Source organism: Sporosarcina sp. Y1004, assembly GCF_057669665.1.
Map to the genome: position 1 here is coordinate 52,944 of NZ_JBYHFQ010000011.1, position 20,503 is coordinate 73,446.

General features: G+C 36.6%; 11 protein-coding genes. 1 reads left to right on the plus strand and 10 read right to left on the minus strand.

The window, feature by feature from the left end; all coding sequences use genetic code 11:
- Window positions 1-812: 812 nt before the first annotated feature.
- On the plus strand, window positions 813-2,228 hold the full coding sequence (locus tag AC25Y6_RS09765; protein WP_488142858.1) for a purple acid phosphatase family protein: 1,416 nt from the start codon (window positions 813-815) through the stop codon (window positions 2,226-2,228).
- A 229-nt stretch (window positions 2,229-2,457) separates the two neighbouring features.
- Here AC25Y6_RS09765 and AC25Y6_RS09770 read toward each other — a convergent pair whose 3' ends face one another.
- From AC25Y6_RS09770 to AC25Y6_RS09815, 10 genes are all read right to left on the minus strand, one after another.
- The gene (locus AC25Y6_RS09770) at window positions 2,458-3,039 is read right to left on the minus strand and encodes a tyrosine-type recombinase/integrase (RefSeq protein WP_488142859.1); all 582 of its coding nucleotides are present in this window, start codon (window positions 3,037-3,039) and stop codon (window positions 2,458-2,460) included.
- Between the two features lie 357 nt (window positions 3,040-3,396).
- Window positions 3,397-4,545 carry a M14 family zinc carboxypeptidase gene (locus AC25Y6_RS09775; protein ID WP_488142860.1) on the minus strand — a complete coding sequence of 383 codons (1,149 nt, stop codon included), beginning with the start codon at window positions 4,543-4,545 and terminating at the stop codon, window positions 3,397-3,399.
- A gap of 763 nt (window positions 4,546-5,308) precedes the next feature.
- The gene (locus AC25Y6_RS09780) at window positions 5,309-8,488 is read right to left on the minus strand and encodes a DEAD/DEAH box helicase (RefSeq protein WP_488142861.1); all 3,180 of its coding nucleotides are present in this window, start codon (window positions 8,486-8,488) and stop codon (window positions 5,309-5,311) included.
- Window positions 8,489-8,510: 22 nt separating this feature from the next.
- The gene (locus AC25Y6_RS09785; protein WP_488142862.1) at window positions 8,511-9,242 is read right to left on the minus strand and encodes a hypothetical protein; all 732 of its coding nucleotides are present in this window, start codon (window positions 9,240-9,242) and stop codon (window positions 8,511-8,513) included.
- A 16-nt stretch (window positions 9,243-9,258) separates the two neighbouring features.
- The gene (pglZ, locus tag AC25Y6_RS09790) at window positions 9,259-11,154 is read right to left on the minus strand and encodes a BREX-3 system phosphatase PglZ (protein ID WP_488142863.1); all 1,896 of its coding nucleotides are present in this window, start codon (window positions 11,152-11,154) and stop codon (window positions 9,259-9,261) included.
- Window positions 11,155-11,172: 18 nt separating this feature from the next.
- Window positions 11,173-13,947, minus strand: a complete 2,775-nt coding sequence (locus AC25Y6_RS09795) for a DNA methyltransferase (protein WP_488142864.1) — start codon at window positions 13,945-13,947, stop codon at window positions 11,173-11,175.
- 10 nt (window positions 13,948-13,957) lie between these two features.
- Window positions 13,958-17,659: a DUF6079 family protein gene (locus AC25Y6_RS09800; RefSeq protein ID WP_488142865.1), complete on the minus strand. Its 3,702-nt coding sequence runs from the start codon at window positions 17,657-17,659 to the stop codon at window positions 13,958-13,960.
- A gap of 15 nt (window positions 17,660-17,674) precedes the next feature.
- Window positions 17,675-18,127, minus strand: coding sequence for a BREX-3 system P-loop-containing protein BrxF (gene brxF / locus AC25Y6_RS09805; RefSeq protein WP_488142866.1), 453 nt, complete (start codon window positions 18,125-18,127; stop codon window positions 17,675-17,677).
- A 451-nt stretch (window positions 18,128-18,578) separates the two neighbouring features.
- On the minus strand, window positions 18,579-19,127 hold the full coding sequence (locus AC25Y6_RS09810) for a hypothetical protein (RefSeq protein ID WP_488142867.1): 549 nt from the start codon (window positions 19,125-19,127) through the stop codon (window positions 18,579-18,581).
- 132 nt (window positions 19,128-19,259) lie between these two features.
- Window positions 19,260-20,492 carry a YARHG domain-containing protein gene (locus AC25Y6_RS09815; RefSeq protein ID WP_488142868.1) on the minus strand — a complete coding sequence of 411 codons (1,233 nt, stop codon included), beginning with the start codon at window positions 20,490-20,492 and terminating at the stop codon, window positions 19,260-19,262.
- Window positions 20,493-20,503 lie beyond the last annotated feature (11 nt).

Sequence of the window (20,503 nt, forward strand, 5' to 3'; positions counted from 1 at the left end):
ACTGTATACAAATGATTATAATTCGAAACTATCTGAAATGCAACACTTTTCAATCATTTAATTTAACAAATCTGAATTCACTAAAAATATGGAGCTTGCAGCATACACTATCAATCTAAGCAAGGCAAGGCGATACATTTATTGTTTGGCGATTGGGGCTAACAACCGTTCAAGGAAGTCACCATCTTCTGGCTATTCCTTCTCTCGACCTTCTCCCAATCAGCAGTTCGTAAAAGTACACCTTTACGAACAAAGCAATTAATATGAAAAAATACAGAGAAGCCCGTTCGTAAATATATAAAACCAATTTTTGAACGTTCATCCGTTTATTTATGACTTCCCAAACGAAATTGTACACTTTAAGAAACAATGGTTCTAAAGGGATACTCAATTTTGGATCACGATAATTTGATTATGCCAGTGTTAGCACAAGAGATCAAAATGAAAATCGGCGGATTGAATAAATAAAAGAGTCTGACATGTGCCAACATCCCGCAAGGGTGACATCCGGGACTAGATTGAACCCCCTATATGTACAAGATAAATAAATAACTTCATTTAAAAACTCACCTGAAAATCACATGCAAAAGACTACTCAATATGCCTACTAAAGAGCTTTTTTTATTATAAATTTGTAGTTAGCTGCTTTCCTTTGCAATTCTCTGTACTTCGTTTTTGCAAAATACACTGGTTAGATCCTAAACCTTTACACTATTAACATATATAATTAACAATCCTTAAAAATTATATTGTTATACTGGACTTACCGTCTATAAGGATGGAATATTACAATATATTGGAGGTTGATTATCTTGAAAGCCACAAAAAAAGTTATCTCAGTTGCTCTAGCTTTATCTATTTTAGGCGGGGTTGGCAGTACGCTCTCTTTTACTGCAGATAGTCTAAATCCTACTGCAGTTAGCAAGGTAACTGTCACATTTAATGGGGATACGCTCAATTCTAAGGGATTCACTTGGTATACTTCACTAGATTCCAAGAATAGTGATCTGCAGCTAGTGAGAAAGACAGGAGCGAAGAAACCTGATTTTAAGAAAGCCTTGAAATTTTCAGGTACTGCTTCTCTCTCTACTAATTCCGAGGAAGAGTATGTGCATAAAGCTGAAGCTATTGGACTTAAAGCAGATACTGAATACTACTTCCGTGTCGGAGATGAAAAACTAAATAGCTGGAGTGAAATGGGTACGTTTACGACAGCCCCCAAAAATGGAGCTTTCACATTTATTGACTTGACTGATACCCAGGCCAAAACAGAAGATGAAGCAATTCTTTCATCCCAGACTATTTCAAAAGCTCTAGATACTATCCCTAATGCTGATTTCATTGTTCACAATGGCGACTTAGTTGACGATGGAGACAAAGAGGAACAATGGGATTGGCTTCTAGGACATTCACAGGAAAGCTTGTTAAACACGACGTTTGCACCATCCGCAGGGAATCACGAGGACGAAAATTATGCTTTTATCGATCACTTTAATCTTGATGTACCTGAAAACTCTGCCACTGAGACAGGTGCTTATTATTCTTACGATTATAGTAACGCTCACTTTGTCGTACTTAATAGCAATGAGGATTCTGAAAAATATGCTAATTTTTCAGAAGAGCAAATTGAATGGTTGAAGGAAGATGTGAAAGCGGCTAAGGCTGATGGAGCTAAGTGGGTTATTGTCAATATTCACAAGGGACCTTACACAACATCTAACCATGCAACGGATGATGATATCATAGATCCAAACGGTGTAAGAAATCAGGTCGCACCACTCATGGCAGAACTTGACATCGACTTTGTACTTCAAGGACATGACCATATCTATGCACGTACTAAGCCGATCAAGAGTGATGGAACGGCTTCAAAAACCGAAAAAATTATTGAAACTAAAAAAGGACAAACCGTAGAATATACCATAAATCCAGATGGTACGATTTATTTGATACCTGCTACAGCTGGACCAAAAGTGTATTACAAAAATCAAAAAACCGAACTTGGATTAGCTTACTATAATCTATTTGAAGTAGCGGATGAGAATCATGCAGCTATCTACGGTCCAGATCCGGGCGATAATCGCCGTCCAATACGCGGCATAATTCAGAACTTTGTTGGTATCACTATTAATAAAGACAAACTGACTGCAATATCTTACGAAATTGATCAAAATAAAAATAATGCAAAACCTTATATTATCGATAAATTTGGTATTATCAAGAAATAATAGCTCTTTTGGATTGAGTAAGGTAATTATAGATAACACAAGTAAACTATATCTTAATAGTATCGTTTTAAACCAACAGGAATTTGAATGGTTTCGAAATGCAATCTAATCGTAGAAGAAAAGTGAAGTATAGAGAAGCCAGAAATACCATAGAATTAAATTATTTAGAACAGATAAATTGGGGCTGTCCCAAAAGTCATCAAGAATGACTTTTGGGACAGCCCCCTTTTTAAAATAATCGAAAATCTTTTAATGAATCTGCAACTTCTTCCTCTGTAATTCCGATATATCTTTTTGTAATTGATTGATCCGAGTGGTTGAAGATGTTCATTAATGTTACTACATCATGAGTCCGCTTATAGTAGTGATAACCGAATGTCTTTCTCATTGAGTGGGATCCAATGTCCGTACGTCCTATAAGTTCGGCTGCTTGAACAAGTATTCTGTATGCCTGTGTAGTTGTTATATGGCTATCACCTTTTCTTGATGGGAATAGATATCCTTCTTCATTCATTTCCTCTGTATAGTCTGCAATATCTGGCATGATAGCATCAAGGTGTACAGTACGTTCTTTCTTTGTTTTACCCTCACGGATTTTGAAATTAGATTTCCCTTTCACGTCCGATACTTTTAATTTTACAGTATCGCCTACCCGTAACCCCGTTGATATTCCGATTTTGAATAGAAGTACATTTCTATTTGCGTTCCGTTTGCCCATTTCTAACGCATCAATCATTTCTTTGATTTCTTTTTCCGTTGTTAATGGTTGAACGTCTATCATCATGCCTTTTTTTGTGTTCGTGTTTGCCATCGTAACAGCCCTTTTTTTATGTATCCTTTTGATGTTAATTCAATAATAGCATACATTGAATAAGAGGTCGACATCGCAATGTCTTTGTTAAGCTATTTTCCATGTATCCTTTTAGATAAATAGCACACATTGAATTTATGATAAGCAAGTTTTCCGTAACTTGATAACTTTTTAAAGGAACGATCCCGTAACACAATGATTTATGGATATTTGAACGGCAATATCTGCTAATCTATCGCTGTATGTCGTTGAGCCCGTCGCCGCCAAACCTATTTATTTCAGTTTCTGCTGTTAAAATCGCTTTTGAAAACTAAAAAAGCCCTCCGGATCTCCGTCGGGCCTTTAGTATAACTATTTTTAATTACTTACCGGAATAATTCCGCTGTCAGATTGATAGCCTGCTAGCGGATAGGCAGGGATTTCCTCCCAACGATTTGGATCAACGTTTTGTACTTCACCCGTAGCAATTCCTGAAATCAAGGATTTTAATCCAAGATAATTTTGTTTTATTAAGTGACCATTTGATTTTTGTCCTAAATTTCCATCTCTCGTATTTCCTTTCGTTTCAAAGAAGATTGCCGGATTGCTATGATGAGTTGGATTTATGTTATCGTAATTAAGCCCTAACATCATCGCCGAAACGACTCCGCCCTTAATGTCAATGTCATATTTCTTATCACCGCTGCCAGTTTGGTAACGATCGATGTGCATATGCCCGTAGTCTTTTAATGCATCATATACATACACCGACATTTGGCGAGTAAGATCATTGTACAAGCCATCTTTTATAGCCGGTAAAGTTGGCCCATTAGGCGCCAATGACACACCGAGCGACATTGATGTTGATTCATTTGTTCCGTATACCGTCTTAAATCCTTGGTGATGAAGATCAATCGCGTAATCCGGCTTTACATCTGCCCAATACTTATACGTTGTGATTGACTCTTTCGCTCTAAATCCATTCTCTGCCCAATCTCGATTTAAATCAACCGTGATCGGCCGCTCTCTGTTGTCTAATCTAGGTTCGCCATTTTCATTATAGAGCATAGTCGTCCGTGTATTCATAATACTCCCATCCGGATTGTTCATTGGGATCGCATAAATCGTCGTATTTTCCAAAATTGTTTTAACTTCTTTAGATCCACTGTTGCCAAATGTCTTTAATAATTCTAAAACAGCATCAGTTGTTAATTTTTCATCTCCATGAATTTGAGCTTGTATCCATACTTTGATAGATCCCGTCCCAACTTTTGCTGCGTAGATGCTTCGTTCTTGTTCACTCTTTCCATACTCGTCCAAAGTAAATATTTCTACTTTACCTTTACTCGTGTGTTCGATTTTCTTTAACGTATCGATCATATTCTCATAAGTGATCATACTGTCCATGCTCGTGTTACCGTTAGTCGAAGGACCCCCGGGCACTGTGTCTGCTGCATTAGCTTGAGATGAGAATGCTGTTGAAACAATTAAACCGAATGCAATAACAAACATAAATATCTTTTTCAAATAAATACTACCTCCTACTATTTTTATAATTACCTACTTTTATAGTATAATTGGTAGAATATTTAAGTAAATGGTCAATTCGGACTGTTGCGAAAGTGAAATCATAGAGACTTCCTATCTATTCATATTGCCCAAACGGATGCAAATAAGTTACCTAGCTAGGATCTGTCGTTTCATTCCCTTCTGCATCAATACCCCAGTCGGGTGGAATTTATTGACCCTCCTTAACCATACATGCCTTTCTCAATCGCATTTGAGCAAAAGAAATGACGAAGATTTTGCTATATTCTTGGAAAGACCCCATCGAAATATTATCTCCTGTAAATTATGTTGCATTAATTATCGAATACATCTCGTAAACTATGTTGCATAATAGCCTGAATCATAGATAATAAAACACAAAAATACAACATAAATGACATTATGTTGTAAAATGATAACGCTCACTGTTTGCTGTTAGCGTTTCGATATATCAAAGCAGTATCTAAGGTAAAATGTTGAAAACGATTAGATGAAAATCGATGAATTAAGGAAAAAGTAAAAACCCTTGATTACCAAGGGTTTTTACACTGTTTGAAATCATATGATTTCCAGGTATGGAGACGGTGGGAGTCGAACCAACCGTACCTAGGAAAGCTATAATTCCAGTGTTTGTAAGGGTTTATTGCTTCTGTTAAAAATGTTTGACTACGCTTTTGACTACGTTTAATAAAAAATCAGTTGCGGGGAGCAATAATTATTTTATACCAAGTGCTTGCGATGTTCAGTTTTGCAATTTCACTTCCTCAATGTGATCTTCTTTAAGTACATATATAAAGGTCTTATCTAAAACACTATGTAAATCCTCAAGATGCTCATCGCTAATAATGAAATCAGTTTTATCCGTTAAAATAATGAAGCGTTCCTCTCCATTGAATCGTTCACTGTAAAAGTCAACTAACCCTAAATTGCCATACGCTTTTAATAACTTGCGACCATTGTTTCTTTCATAAGTTTCTATCAAGTCGTTAAAATCCGTTGCCATTAAACGATAAGAAAGACCGTTTGGAATCAGTTCAAATTGTGCAATTTTCTTTGGAGGTTGCAGTGTAATAGTGCGTTGCTTATTAATAATTCCAAGTCGTTTTGCTTTTTGCTCTTCGATATCAATTAATTGTGCGTTCATTTGATTGATCAATGCCGAATTTTTATTGTCGTTATTGTCAGTTTGATAGTGCATCAAGCGATCCAATACATCATTATACTGTTGCTGGAATGTATCGACTAAATAATCATGCATTTTATTTAATTGAGATGTACGTTTTTTTTCAAGGGTGCTTCTTTCTTCAATTGCCAGCTGTAAAACTTTTTGTTGCAGAATGGGTTGCTCGTTAAATGAAAGCCCTGTAACGGTATGTGTAAATTGATCCAATGATAGCCAATATGGTGTTAATTGAATAACTGAACCATCCATACGCTTTGCAACGAAGAGTAACTGATTTTTCAATTCCTTGCCGACACCATCTTTATATACAAGCCGATAAGTATCAACTTCTAAATGTTCAGGTACGCTATACGGTAGCAAATATCGTTTGAAGACGAATTGATCGCTTGTTTTTAATAACAATTTCTTAGCCAGTGCGTATAAAGGATGCAATTTTGTTATATAAGATATTTCGTCGTTGCTGTGCTCAATATAGCCTGTGTATCTATAAGCATCTGTAATGGTTGCTTCCTTTGCGAATTGGTCACGAATAAGTTTAGGGAAGCGTTCTATACGCTTCACATGATTTTGATGACTATCGAATATTTTTACATTTGAGCTAGTAAAGGCATGATCCATCAATTCCACGTACATTCGATTGGGTACTTTATTGATTTCAATGTCGAATTGCGATTGTTTCATTATAGAGACATCCATTGCATCTGAGTCAAACTGCATTTTCTTCATCGTTTGAATCAATTCTTTGTGCTCATCACTGAGCCCCTTGTCCATTTTTTTTATGACATCTTCCAAGTTCTCACGTGTTAAAATAGCTTCTTTCATTAAATCAGCCAAATTAATATCGCCATCTAATAAATCTCCCATGAAGTTGTATACGAGATCACTACCCAAATCTTCCTTCATAGCATCAAGCTTTGTTAACAACCGAGACATAACATAGCCTTCCCGTGTATTTGCAGCTACAAGATTAAAAATGAAAACCTCATTTTTTTGCCCAATACGATGAATACGCCCCATACGTTGCTCTAATCGGTTAGGGTTCCAAGGGATATCATAGTTAATCATTTGATTACAGAATTGAAGGTTAATGGATTCACCCCCAGCATCCGTGGCCAACATAATTTGGGCATGGTGACGGAACAAATCTACTTGTTTACGTCGCTCATCCATGGAGAGGCTACCGATAATTTTAGCGATTTGATCGACCCTATGGATCAATTTCCCTTCTAAATACTTTAATGTATCCACGGATTCTGTGAAGATTAATATTTTCTCGCCCGTGTAGATTAAGCCATCTACTCCAAATAACATCGTTTCTAATTCTAAATACTTTTTCTCTAACTCATGTTTTTCCAAAGAAGTTGTCATAATTAATAACTTTTTAAGCTCTGAAATTTCTTCTTTTAGCAACTCAACATCGATTGTATCTGTAGAAAGTTCTAATTTTCGTTCAAGTAAGTCAGGGGACTCTACTACATCTTCTTCTAGATTACTTTCATATAGCTTTTCTAGTTTTTGTGCGTATTTCTTTCGTTCTAACTCAGTATTAGCTAAAATAGCCAGTAATTTTTTGTAACGTCGTCCAAGTGATTTATGGATGGCTTCAATTGATGAACTCAATCGACGCTGTAAAAGCATCATTGCAAAAGCAGTACTATTATGGCCAGCATTTAATGCCCGATTAAAATGGGTTTGCACATACTCCGTAACAGCATTGTATAATTCAAGTTCCGGTTCTGTTAAATTATATTGAATCGTTTTAGTTGTTCGTTTTGGAAAAATTGGTGTGCCATCAAAATTGACCATGGACTCTTTTAATCGACGAATAATAAAAGGATTGGTCTTATCTTGGAGTGTTTCACTTGCTGAGATATGTTGAAATAAGTCCGGCTCTATTAATTTCATTAGTAAACGGAAGTTTTCAGCATCCCCTTTATGGGGAGTTGCCGTTAATAATAAACAATGCTCTGTTTTAGCTAACAGCTTTTCACCAAGATGATAAAGTTTTGTTTTGGATGTTTTCTTTTTAATTTTTCCGTATGAATATGCGGCCATCTTATGTGCCTCATCTACAATGACTAAATCGAACTGAGCTTCTAAAATCAGTTCTTTAATATCATCACGGGTAGACCAGTAAATTGAAGCTAGGCAATGGTTGTTTTCAATAAAAGGATTTAAACTACCATATTCGTTTAAAACGGCTCTGTTAATGATTTTAAAAGACTCTTGGAACTTTTCATCCATCTCTTCTTGCCATTGACGGAGTACTAGCGGTGGCACGAGAATTAAAATGCGTTGGACGCTTTCACGTGCCTTTAATTCTTTTATCAACATACCTGACATAATCGTCTTACCAGCGCCAGGATCGTCTGCTAGTAAATATCGAATGTTTGAGGAGGTCAACATACGACTATAAACAGCTTCAATTTGATGAGGCAATGGAATGACTTCCTGATTACCAAGTGCACGTGTTCTAGAAAATTTGTCCTCCAGTTCAAGTATTAGATATAATAATCTTTGTTGGATGGATTCTCCCGACAGCTCCATACTCAAATCTTTAGACGTGCTGACGACTGTTAGTTTCTCAATATCATGTGACGTCAATAATTGCTCATAATATTGATTAGACTGACGTCCGATACCTTCTAACAAATGATATTCTTCTCCAAATGCTTCTAGTTTTTTTATTTCAATTGTTTCAGGAAAAAAAGGTCCATTAATAATATCTCCAATGTTCATGCTCTACCTCCAAAAAAATCCCTCACTCAAAAGAGTAGGGGATTGTAGGGTTTCTCTCTATTACCGTATCTCGAATGGTTCTAATGACTGTAAAACGTTCCTGATCTAAATCCCCTATACGTACATGGTAATCGAAGGGGAAGAAGATTGCACTATTATTTACTACTTCCATCGAAATAGTGTTCGTTTCATAATGAATCATGAAAACTTCTAACTGTAAAGATTGTAATAACGGATGCTCCAGTGATAGTTCAAACAATTCTTTTTCGTAAACACCTGATTTAATCATCCTTAAAATACCCCACTCTTTTGCAGATGAAAAAACGGCACCTGTTGCTACTTCCACACGCCGGCGATCCCCATAAAGATTTTTCATTTGAGAAACAACCGTTCGGCTATGTACCTCATCAGCCATTTTTAAGTTCTTTCCTACAAATATCATTTGTTCCCTAAAATAAGGATATGCAATGCTAACCAAACAATAATGAACAAACTTCTTTTCTGTTGCATTTAAATAGGGATATTCTGCAACCAATTTTTCATGGATATCATGAATGGAGGGCTCCACTAAACTCCAAGTTTTCATTAACATTGTAATGGCATTTTTTCTAGATTTATCACCTTTTATAGCGCTAAGTAATTCTTCATCTAGCCGTGTGTACATGTCTTTTTTATCTGGATAACGTCGTATGAGATTCGCTGTAGTATCCAAATATGCGAGTTGAATTTTTTGATCAAAACCTACTGCTTTCATTACATATACCCACTTCCTATCTACTAACTTTGATGAATGGCACAATCATTTCTTCGATATGAATGCCACCATGCGAAACATTTTTTTGATTCTTAGGCACAAAAGCACCGTTTTTTTCTGCTAATAAGATGTGGTAATCACTTGGTAAACTGGTGTCATCCCAAATCATCGTATCCTGCTGTTCATTCACCGTATGATTTCTTATATTGAGTGAGTTGTATATTCGAACGCGCTCGCCTTTAGATTCAACAGTAACACCTTGTCCAATGCGTCCTCTACCGATACATTCCACATTTCCATGATCTGCAGTGAGGTAGACTTCAAATCCAGAATTCATTAAATCTTCTAAAAACGTGGTTAAATACTGTGAATGCAACCAGGTATTCAATTCTGACTGAACAGTTTGAAGGCCTTGTGCAGCACCGTGCATGAATTGATCAATAACATCAATGACAGCACCGTAAATACGGATAGAAGGGGAAAACTGATAGGCTAGGTCTTCCTGGTTATACGTGTTCAAGCCTAGAGATTTTTCAAAAGCAATATTTTGTTTTGAAAATCCTTGTTCTTCCCAAAATGCTGTCCATAAAGCTTTTTCCTTATGCGTACTCGTAATGGTTTTTGCAAAAAAACGAGGTTCATAGCCAGAAAATAAAGCTTGTCTAGAAACAGAGGTTACACTGGGAACCCACGCAAACACGGCATCTTCTTCAAAGTTCCAGGCTGTTGAATGAAGATGATTTTTAATGAGGTGCCATTGCGTGAAACTCATACCATCTAACACAATTAGCGCAATCTTTTTATCAGCTTGTCGTGCTAAATAATGTGGGATTTGATGAACCATTTTAGGTTTAGGTACGACAGGTAAAGAACGAAGCTGCTTAAAGTTTTCTAGCATCCACTGTTTAAATACTTCGTTTGCTTTTGCGACGTTGGCTTGAAAACTTTCGTGATACTTCCCCATTTTTAAGTGTTGCTGTTGAAGTAACCCAATCTCATTAGCGAAACGTAACCAATCATTCCGTTCAAAGCCCGTATATTCTTCTTTGAATGGAGAAGATTCACTAGAAACCTTTTCTTCTTGTATAAGTAGTCCGGGTAGCATCCACGGTTCAAATCGAATATCGTTTGTAACTACAACGGGCTCAATATATGTGTCAATATAGTGCTGTACAAAAGGATCATGGAACAAATTAAAACTATAGGACTCGTAACTTTCCGCGACTTGTTTATTGGCCTGGTGAACAAAATGATGGATATATTGTTGCCACTTTTTATTAAAAAAGTGATGAAATTCTTTCTTAGATTGGAAAATCGTTACACCAGCCGGTGAAAGTTGTTTTGGTGGCATCGTGAGTAATCTTTCTAAACGCTCAAACAAAAAGCGAGAAAGCCCCTCATCGAATCTTTCATAATAGAGTATGCTGGATTTCACTAAATCGGTTTCATTGTAAATGCTTGATGCATGAATACCACAGACATCTTTTAGTAAGAAGTCTGTGGTTTCACGACTATTTATCCCTTGCGCAATGGAATGCTGAGCTATATAAATTAGCTCGTACATCCAACTAGGGCACTGCCGTACAATGGCAGGTTCTAAATTTGGAAACAGCTTATTAAAGGACAACGTTACACAAACGGCTTGTTCATATACATCATAAGGGACTCGGGTGAACTGACTGTTCGGAATAACGATAAGCAAGCTTGAACGTTCAGTTCGATGTAGATGCCGAAATTCACTTTCATAGTATTCACGGAAAATGACGGGATCTTCATAAAAATGAAGCGTGCAATTTTTTCGCGATAAAATGTCTTGTATCTTAGATTGACCAAGCAGATTATGTTCATCGGATACAACATATATAAGCCCGTTTCCCGTGAAGTAAGATGCGATTTTTTCAGACCAGTTCAACCCTATCACCTACTTTCTTTACACATCTAGACGAATTTGTGCATTGTCGTAAAACATTAATAGCTTATCATCTTCCTGGATGACACTTTCAGGTAAACGATCACCAACTGTAACAATTTTCGCGTAGTCTTTATCACTCCACGCCTTTTTGAAGCCTGCTCGGATGGCTTCTGTACGGAATTGCTTTAATTTCTTTTTATGTGTACCAAGCTCCTCTACATAACTATCAAATTCGCGTAATAACGACTTTTCACGTAGTTTTTCAAGGTCCGCTTGTTTATTTGGATCAGGTACATACCAACGATTTAGCGCTTTGTCTTTCATCTTCTCGTCGTTATTTTCTAATCCGCGGAAATCATGATAATTTCGACGTAAGTAGCTGCCAATTTGATCTGGAACGACTTCGTCTCCTTCATAGCGTAAGAAGTTTTGGAGGAGTAAAGAGTCCAATTCAGGTAATTGCTCATGTTTAGCAATATGCTGAATTTCCTTCATAAACTGTGGGTGTAAATCTTGACGTGTTTGAGGCTTCTTCATCAATTGTTGACGAATCCATTCAATCGCACTGTTTTCATCCGAAACAAATAAACTCATTTGAGAAAACTCTTTAACAAGTATTCGCTTCTTATCGTACTCAGCTACTTGCGTCTCCAAAAATGCCATGCCATCTCGCATAGGGAAACGCTGTGCTACACCTGATTGGAACTCGGATGAAGAGATAGGTACAGGTAAGTTATTTTGAACGTGATAAGCTATCATGCGATCAAAAAGGATACGAGGTGTGCGTTCAGGAATTACAGATGCCTCTCCTTTTATTCCTAAAAATATTACTAGCTGTTCTAAGTACTGAGTAACAAAAGACCAAGCCGATTCAGGTGTATTTGTTTGTTCTCGTATCGTAGAAATGTATTCTTTTGAAGGCTTATATGCTGAGATAACTAAGTCTTGCTTGACCGCTGTCATAGATGTTACAGCTTTAAAACTACCTTGTTTTTTATCTAAAGCAGCTACGTTAGCAATAATAAACCCAGCTTTTTGAAGAGCGTTTTGAATAGAGTTCCAAATACTTGCCTGAGAGTTACTAAATTCAATGGTTATCCATCGCTCGGGCTTTAATAACCTATATAATTCATTTAAAGCCCCATTCATTAAATTTTCATATTCAAAAAGACTTTTCTTTTGAGTATTATTTACAATTGCCTCTGTTTTACTATCAGTATATATACCCATGAAAGATTCCCAGATAAAATTCAACTCGGAATACATTAAATTTGAACCGAATGGAGGATCGATGAAGATATAATCGATACTTTCAGAATTTATATTACTCAGATCAATAGATGATTGATTAGTTATTATGCTGTTATTCGACTGAGGGATTGTTTTCATAACAGATTTTAATTTGCTTCTAAATGCAGCAGTTATTGGACGTTCTCCATTAACACTGGGCACGTATAATGTTCCTGTTACAGAACCGAAAGAAAATAGTCCACCATCTGTTAAGAGTCTTGAGATATTAACCTTTACCATTTTTGTTGAATAAGAAAGGCTACTTCTTAAGATCCCTAAAAATAAGGATTTAAATTCGCTTGATTTTACTTTATCTAGGATTAAAGAAATAGTAAATAAATTTCTTTCAGTAAAAAAGTGGTGGGTATGAGTTAAACCGATTTTATCATTTCGTCTAGACTCATCTCCATCAATCATTCTGTCAGTTTTGATTTCATTTGGCCAATCAATATTTTCTATTTCTTTGATTAAATTTAAATCATATTCATCAGGAATTTTATCATATCTTTTTCCATTGTACGTGTAATTAATCAGCACTAACTTCTGGGAAACCTTTTCTATTATGTCATCTAGAACTGAATCATATACTTTAAGTAATAAAGGCTGAATTTTACGTTTAGTTAGTAGTGCGTTACAGGAAGGGCAATTAAATTCATCTTTAACCTTTTTTATATCCTTATCTACAGCGATGTCGAAAAAGTTAAAAGAGATCCCACATTCTGAGCAGATGAAATCATCACTCCAAACTGCATAATTAATCTCTCCTTCAATTTCTTTTCCATTTAAAATATCCTTTGTCTTGAAGAATTTGTCTACGTGTAAGGATAAATCATTTAAAAGACTATCAGCTTCAATTGTAAACTTCGCTTTATTAATGGAACTATTATAATTTGATGAAATAAGTGCTGCAGTAGGGGATAAATCATTTAAGATAACTTTCCTTTCCCCTAGCTTGTAAGAACCTTCATCTGAATGAATATTGTCATCTTCGTCTATGGTGAAACCCATCGAGGTTATTTCTTTTTCATTACCACACATATAACCAGCAACGCCAGTCATTCCAGTTCCAGAAAATACATCTATGATAGTATCCCCAGGATTTGTATAGTGTAAAATATATTTCATGATTGCTTTGTGCGGTACTTTAGTGTGATAGCTATGAGCATTGTAAATCATCCCGCTTTTTCCAATACTCACATCACTTGCATAAGGACCAACTTTTTTAAAATGACCAATCTCGTTCGAATGAATTAACTCATTAATCCAAGGATTTGGACATGCTGTGTAATATGGAGGATCTGATAGTGCTATTATGTCCTCGTCTACTCCAATTGGGAATCCTTCAATGTTTTTTAACTCAGGTAGCTTTTTTCGTAATTCTTCCCTGAAATAATCTCTACGGGTCTCTTCACTTTCGAATGTCATGCCTAAGCAGACAACGGGTGTGTTGTCTGCGGCAGATTGTTCATCTAGGAAAGAAAGCTGTTCGTCGTGGTGTGACATGTGTCTCTCCTCATTTCTTTAACATAATACGTACTTGGTTTGTCGGTGTGGTTCCAACCGTTTTTGTAATAAGTTCATCGAATCGTTTCCGTAACTCATCTACTGCTAATGGGTGTCCGTTGGCCATCATTTCTTCAATATCTGAAATGGATAGTTCTATTTTGTGGATCCCTTTTAACAAGTCATTGATTGCTTGGATTAAACGAATGTCTAACGGCAATGTGAATGCTTGGTTTGCAATGAGTGCTTCCACAAGCTGTTGTTGTTCGGATTTTAATAGTGTAATGTTTTCTTTCACAGCTGGATCATTGAAGTTAGTCAGTAATGTTTCTGTCCAGTTTGTCAGCATTGCGGGAAGCTCTTCTTGCATTTTCTTCAACGTTGCTTTTTCGTTTGTCGCAATTTCGATAGGACGGAATTTACACTCCGGGCACATAGGTGCATGTTCCAAGTTTTCTTCGGATACGTGATAGCAAGTCTTTAATTGGGATACAGTACGTTCCCAATTAAATAACTCTTCTTTGGGCAAAATTGAAATATGGGCAGCCAATTCTTTTAATGCCTTGGTCTGTGCATCGTTTAATAATGAGTTTTTCAGCATGTTTTCAGTTGCATTTAAACGAGATTGGTCATGTGCTTCAATATATAGCTGGATATACTCTTTTTTCAATGCATCGAGTGCAGTCAGTTCCTTGGTAGTGTCCTGGTGTTGTTTTAAAGCGTACTGTAATTCGTCCAGCGCATCGTCTACACGTAGGGACCATTCAGTTTGGCTGCCAACGTTTGGCTGGGCAATTTGCAAGTAACTTACGCGCTGTTGAATTTCTTTAATTTGTAGTTCTAACTTTGCAAAAGAAGCGAGTTTAGTTACAGCTTCTTTTTGTTTTTCGATAGTTGCAAGATCATATTTCAGATTACGCATTTTTGCAGGTGTATCATATCGTTTTAGACCTTCACAAAATTCTTTGTAGTCCTCAAGTATCTTTACATTCTCTTGAACTTCAGCAGTATTTAGTAATGGACCATCCCATGTAGGTAATCCTTTTTTAACGACCTGAATGATATTTAATACGTCAAGAATAGCATCGTTTGCCTTACTTGCAATGGTTGTAATTGTGCGTTTTAACATATCGTCCTCATAGTTGGCGATGCGCTCATCAAAGAGATCGGCTACGGCATTTAACTCAGCGACAGGAAGTCCTGTTGGCTTTTTTATATGGCTGAATTGAGTTAATTTTGATAAAGGGAGTTGAATGTACTCTTGTAAATTAGAGGCATTGTACGTTGTCCCTTCAATTGTTACCTCCACTGCACCCGTATAGACCATGGCTCCAAGCAGAACGACGAATAATTCTGGCTCTAGATGGAACTGCTTTGTATATTGAAGGTCTTCAACCCCACGAATAAATTTGGTTTCAATTAATTCATTGTGATTGATAACTTGGCCATGTCCCTTTTGTTTTAACAAATCTAAAACCCATTGGGCAAAACCAGATTTCTTGGTTGATACTTTACCATCTGTATCGAATAACACCAATCCATCTAAAATGGCTGCCCCTTGCTTCGTTTCTTTTCCATTTACATAGTGAAGCGCATCCCGGACGTATGCTTCCAAATTTCCTTTTGATAAATAAGAACCTTGGATTTTGCTGAATGCAGGGTAATCTTCATATTTTTGCCCGAACCAATCTGTTAAAATACCTTCTGAAATGATGTTAATAATTTCTTGAATAGTAGCGTTTGAAGGTAAAAACATTCCAAATTCAAGAACAGTCCCTTTTTTCCCCTTATACGTAATTTCAAAAGAGTGTACAAAATTTTCATTTAGCCATTTGTTGATTTCTTTAAAGTAACTATCTATTTTTCTCGAATACAAGCCCCTAGTTGCAGACGTCGTTTCCGTTTTTAAGTCATTTGCAGCTGCATATAAGCGTAATAACTGAGTAAAATGTTCGTCTTTTTGATTGAGTTCAAAAAATAGTTCATCGGATTTTTGCTCATCTTTAAAAGGTGTTTTTAGATATGGGCGTAACATGTAGATATAAAAATCACGTTCAGGTTGTGCGGTTGAACGTTCATTTGGTGCACCGAAAAACAAGTATCCCTGGCGTGTAATACGGCGAGCATCCCAAGGTAGGTTGTGACGCCAAATTTTATATCCTGATACATACGTATTGTCATCAAGTGTAATGGCTTGTTTTAAAATATCGTAATAGAAGCGATCTAATTTGTCATCTTCAATCTTTTCAGCTTTTTGCTGAATCAAGCTATCGATGTCAATGTCTTTTTTTAGGTCTAAATAATACTGCCCATTGGCTTCGTTTGCTGATAAGTATTGGTAACTGACGGTTTTTTGAATTTCCTTAACAGCCGCATCGACATTGGTTTTTAAGAAATCAGAGGCATCTTCTAAATCGCTTAAAAGATCCATTCCCCCTGGAGGTGTTAAAAACAACTCATCCCTTAATTCTTCAGCTGTTAACCCTACTTTGTCGTAAATATCTGATGTAGATAGACGGTATAATGACAGTGCATTAATGATGCGTAAAGAGATGGGTTTATAGGCGCGTTTCTCCAAAGCATTTTGCACGCGGTCTTTCAGTATTTTTGCTTTATCCATTACTTCTTTAACATCTGGATTTGATTTGTACGAAGGATCTTCCTCGATGAATTTCCAGTAGCTATCATACGAAATCAGCCCTGGCTCCCCTTCAGGTAGTTCCTTTTCAAGAACGCTATTCATCTCAATGCTAATTGTCTTTAGCGCTTCACGTTTTTCGATACCATTTACTTTTTCAAATGCACTTAAGTAGGCAGGATGAATCGGGAAAAGATTCACGTACGATTCCATATCTTCATTCAACCGTCCATATAGCGTTGTGAATGTAGATAGATGTTCCCGAATCAATGCTTTTTGTTCATCGGTCTTTTTTAATAGGCGTTCAGATACAACGTGTGCGATATCTTCGCGGACGATACGGACTTGCTCGAAGCGTTCCTTTACACGGCGTAATGGTTCAGCTACAAAGCTGAAACTTGGGTTATCAAATAGCATTTCTTGAATACCTGCTATAAAGCGAAGACGCGTTTTACTACAAATTTCACCTATTTCACGTAAGAAGCCTAAATCCAGTGTGATTTCTTGCTCTTTGCGACCGCGTAAATAATCGAGTAACTCATCTACTACGACCAGTAGACCATGTTTAGGATATTTCTCATTGAAGAGCCCCATCATTTCTTCAAGAGCATCTTTGTTATTTGTAATTTGATCGAATGGAGGGAATGTAAAATTGACATCCATTTCAGCAAGTCCATTTTCAATATTGGATACTAAAATATCACGTAAGGATGTACCGACGCCCCCAATCTCCAAGCGGATTACTTTGAACTTCCCTTCGATTTCTTTGGACTTTTCTGCAACAGAAGAATTCGTAATATGAGTGCTTGCACCTTCACGTTCGGCAATCGTAGAAATGACACTCATTAAGTGAGATTTACCTGTACCATAGTTACCGACAATGAGCAGACCTTTATTATCAACAGCCCGATCAAACTGAAGCTGGTTAATAATCAGATCATTTAGTTGTTCAGCCATACGTTCTGAAATAACATATGTATCCAATAATTGAAACGCGCGATCTTTGTCATTGGCATCTTTTAATTGGATAACGGATTCTATCGGTTCAAATTGAACTAAATCTTTATATTGCATTTGGACGCTCTCCTTTTAGTTGATGACTATAGCATCATGAATGGGGTATTTCGTATATTCCGGATGTTCGGGTTCCGCATATATGAATTCTTGTTCTGTTAGTTTGCCACGCCAGGCGATTATTAACGTTTTATTGCGACTGGCACTTTTGAATAAATCAAAAGCATTTACGGATAATGAAGGATCAAATAATAGCTCGTAATAATCTAAACAAATCGTGTTTTCTGGATAGGATTGAATGAGTGTTGAAAAAGTATCTGTGATTTTATAAACACGCCGATTTTGAGGTACATCCTTCAAGATACGTGAAAATTCCAAGTTCAAATTAATATATGGAAGTCTTTGTTGTTCACTAAAACCGCGCACGGTATGGTCTACTTTATCTTCGTTAATGAAGACTTGTCTAAAATACCATTTATTTATATCTGGAAGTATTTGCTGCAATTTTTCAATGTGGTTTAAGTTCATCTAATCACCCGATTTATAATGTAATAAATTTTTTGAACGTCTTCTTGTAACTCTAAAAACTTCTCTCCGAATGAGTCACATACATATTATAAAAACAATAATCCTTGTACCACGTTCTTAAATTCTTAGGCATAAATGCTGCAGCGTAGCTTGTTCGCCATCAACCATAATTCCTCTTCAAAACAGATATATGCAACTGCCATTCATTTCGTTTTCTTTCAATTTGTTTAGTACGTTATAAATCTCCCTAGCTGAGTCAACATTCCTACCTCAATCATACCAATGAAACCAGGCAGTCACAACATAGCGACAGATATTTGGTAGCCAATATTAATTCAGTATACTTCTATCCAAATGTGTAATCTTATGAACCTTCATCACAAATCCAATCGCATCAAAAAATAAAGTAGCTACTCCCCTTAATCTTAGGAATAGCTACTTCATCTTTTGGTCATTTGGCGTCTATGTCTACTCCTTCATCCTCACTTAGTTTCATAACATAGTCGCTTACTAGTTTTAAATGTTCAGCAGACATACAATCTATAGATTGAAGCAAGTCTTCTCTGTTCACTTTTGCCACACTAACCTCTTCACAATCATCAATATAACATTTCATTACCTCTTCAAGTGAATACGTCACATAATCTGGACTGTTCTTCTCTATATCGTGTAACCTAAAAATCTCAATTTCATCTGCAGTCGGCATATTGTCTGGTTGATTCAAGTCTCTCAAGTACATTTTTAAAGCTACCCATCTTTCTTCCGATACATTTACTTCAAATACTTCATTGAATTCTTTTCGATTCATTATCATTTCGTTCACTATTTGGAATCCTGTTCTCAGCTCATCGATGGTTGCATTTCTATGAAATTCACCATTCGCATAGCCTTCTCTACCTTGTCTAATCGCTTCAATTTCGTCATCAGATGGTGCTTCGATAGGCATCGCTTTAACCTTAAATCTCAGGTACCTGTGCGTGACACTAATCAAGTTATTCACTACATTGTATAATAATGGATTGGAAAGTAGACATATTAGCAGATGTCTGCTTTTTCTGTATGTTCATTCAGTTGCGCGAATTTTTTGTCTTTGTGTGACGCACAGGTGCCAAAATTATGCCCTGAACAACTGTTATTCAAGCGAATGGATAACTTCTACATTGTATAGTTCAACATCAGTCAGTTCACCATCATAATTCGGATTTATTGTATACCAAGCTTGGGAATTAAAATAGTAGTCCAAATCAAGTGATTTGAAGATGTAACCGTGGCGTGCGTAGATTTCGTTGCGTGCTAGCCGTAAGTCTGACTGTGTGAGTCCGTATAGCTGACTTTCGGTTAATTTATCATACTGGCTGTCAGCTAAAATATAATAATTGTAAGCATCTTGTATGGGAGCATCTGCTGGTAAATTATTATCCTCATTCTTTGCTGTATCTTGACTGTCATCCATAGTAACTTTTGTATAAGCGTAATCATCTTCGTAGCTATATTCTACACTTCCATGATTCCCTCTTGTTACGATAAGAAAGGCGATTATCACTGATGCAATGAGCAGCCCGGCAGCTGACCAAATTTTCTTGTTGACGATTCCCAAGGTCTGCTGTTCTGTCGGTTTGCTTCTAAAACCTTCCTTATCCAACGACCTGATTCCGGGCTCATCCAGTACTCTTTGTCTTTCCATGGATGCAAATCGTTTTGCAATGTTATTCCCGGCTTCTTTCTGCGCATTCTCAGTATGTTCTGAGTGGGCCAAAGTCTTAATGATCTGACACAGCTTTTCCTCTGAATAACAGTAAGATACTTTTAATTTAGGAAACTTCCTTGACTTCAACAGCCATTTATAGAAATCTACCGGCTGTTCTGTATAGAAATAATGCATTCTGAAATATATATCCTTCATATCTGCTGACCATAATTTCACTTCAGGCCGATTCAGAAATGTTCCTATTGCAAATGTATTAAAAACGACAACTGATGTGATTAACTTGTGTACACCCTTTTTATTCTCAACCATCGAATCAAGAATACACTTCAATTCCTCCCGATAGTTTTCAGCTTGTTTCAATGGATAATGTTCACCTGCTTTGACCGAAACCTTACCATTAGGATGAAAATGTTCTACAAATTGTTCACTCCAAGTCTTTACCTCAATGAATATGAATCCTAACTTTTCCTCTACCACTAAGATATCTGCTTCAAAATGAAGTAATGCGGGATCATGGATAATATGTGCATCAGTCGGCAGCTGTTTTTCCAACATTAGAAGGATCTGTTTCTCACCTATTAATCCCTTTTTTGTATTAGCATCCGTTTCCGTAGCTATTTTGCCATCCAGCCGCTGCAATCCATCTATTTTCCCCATTACTCTCCACT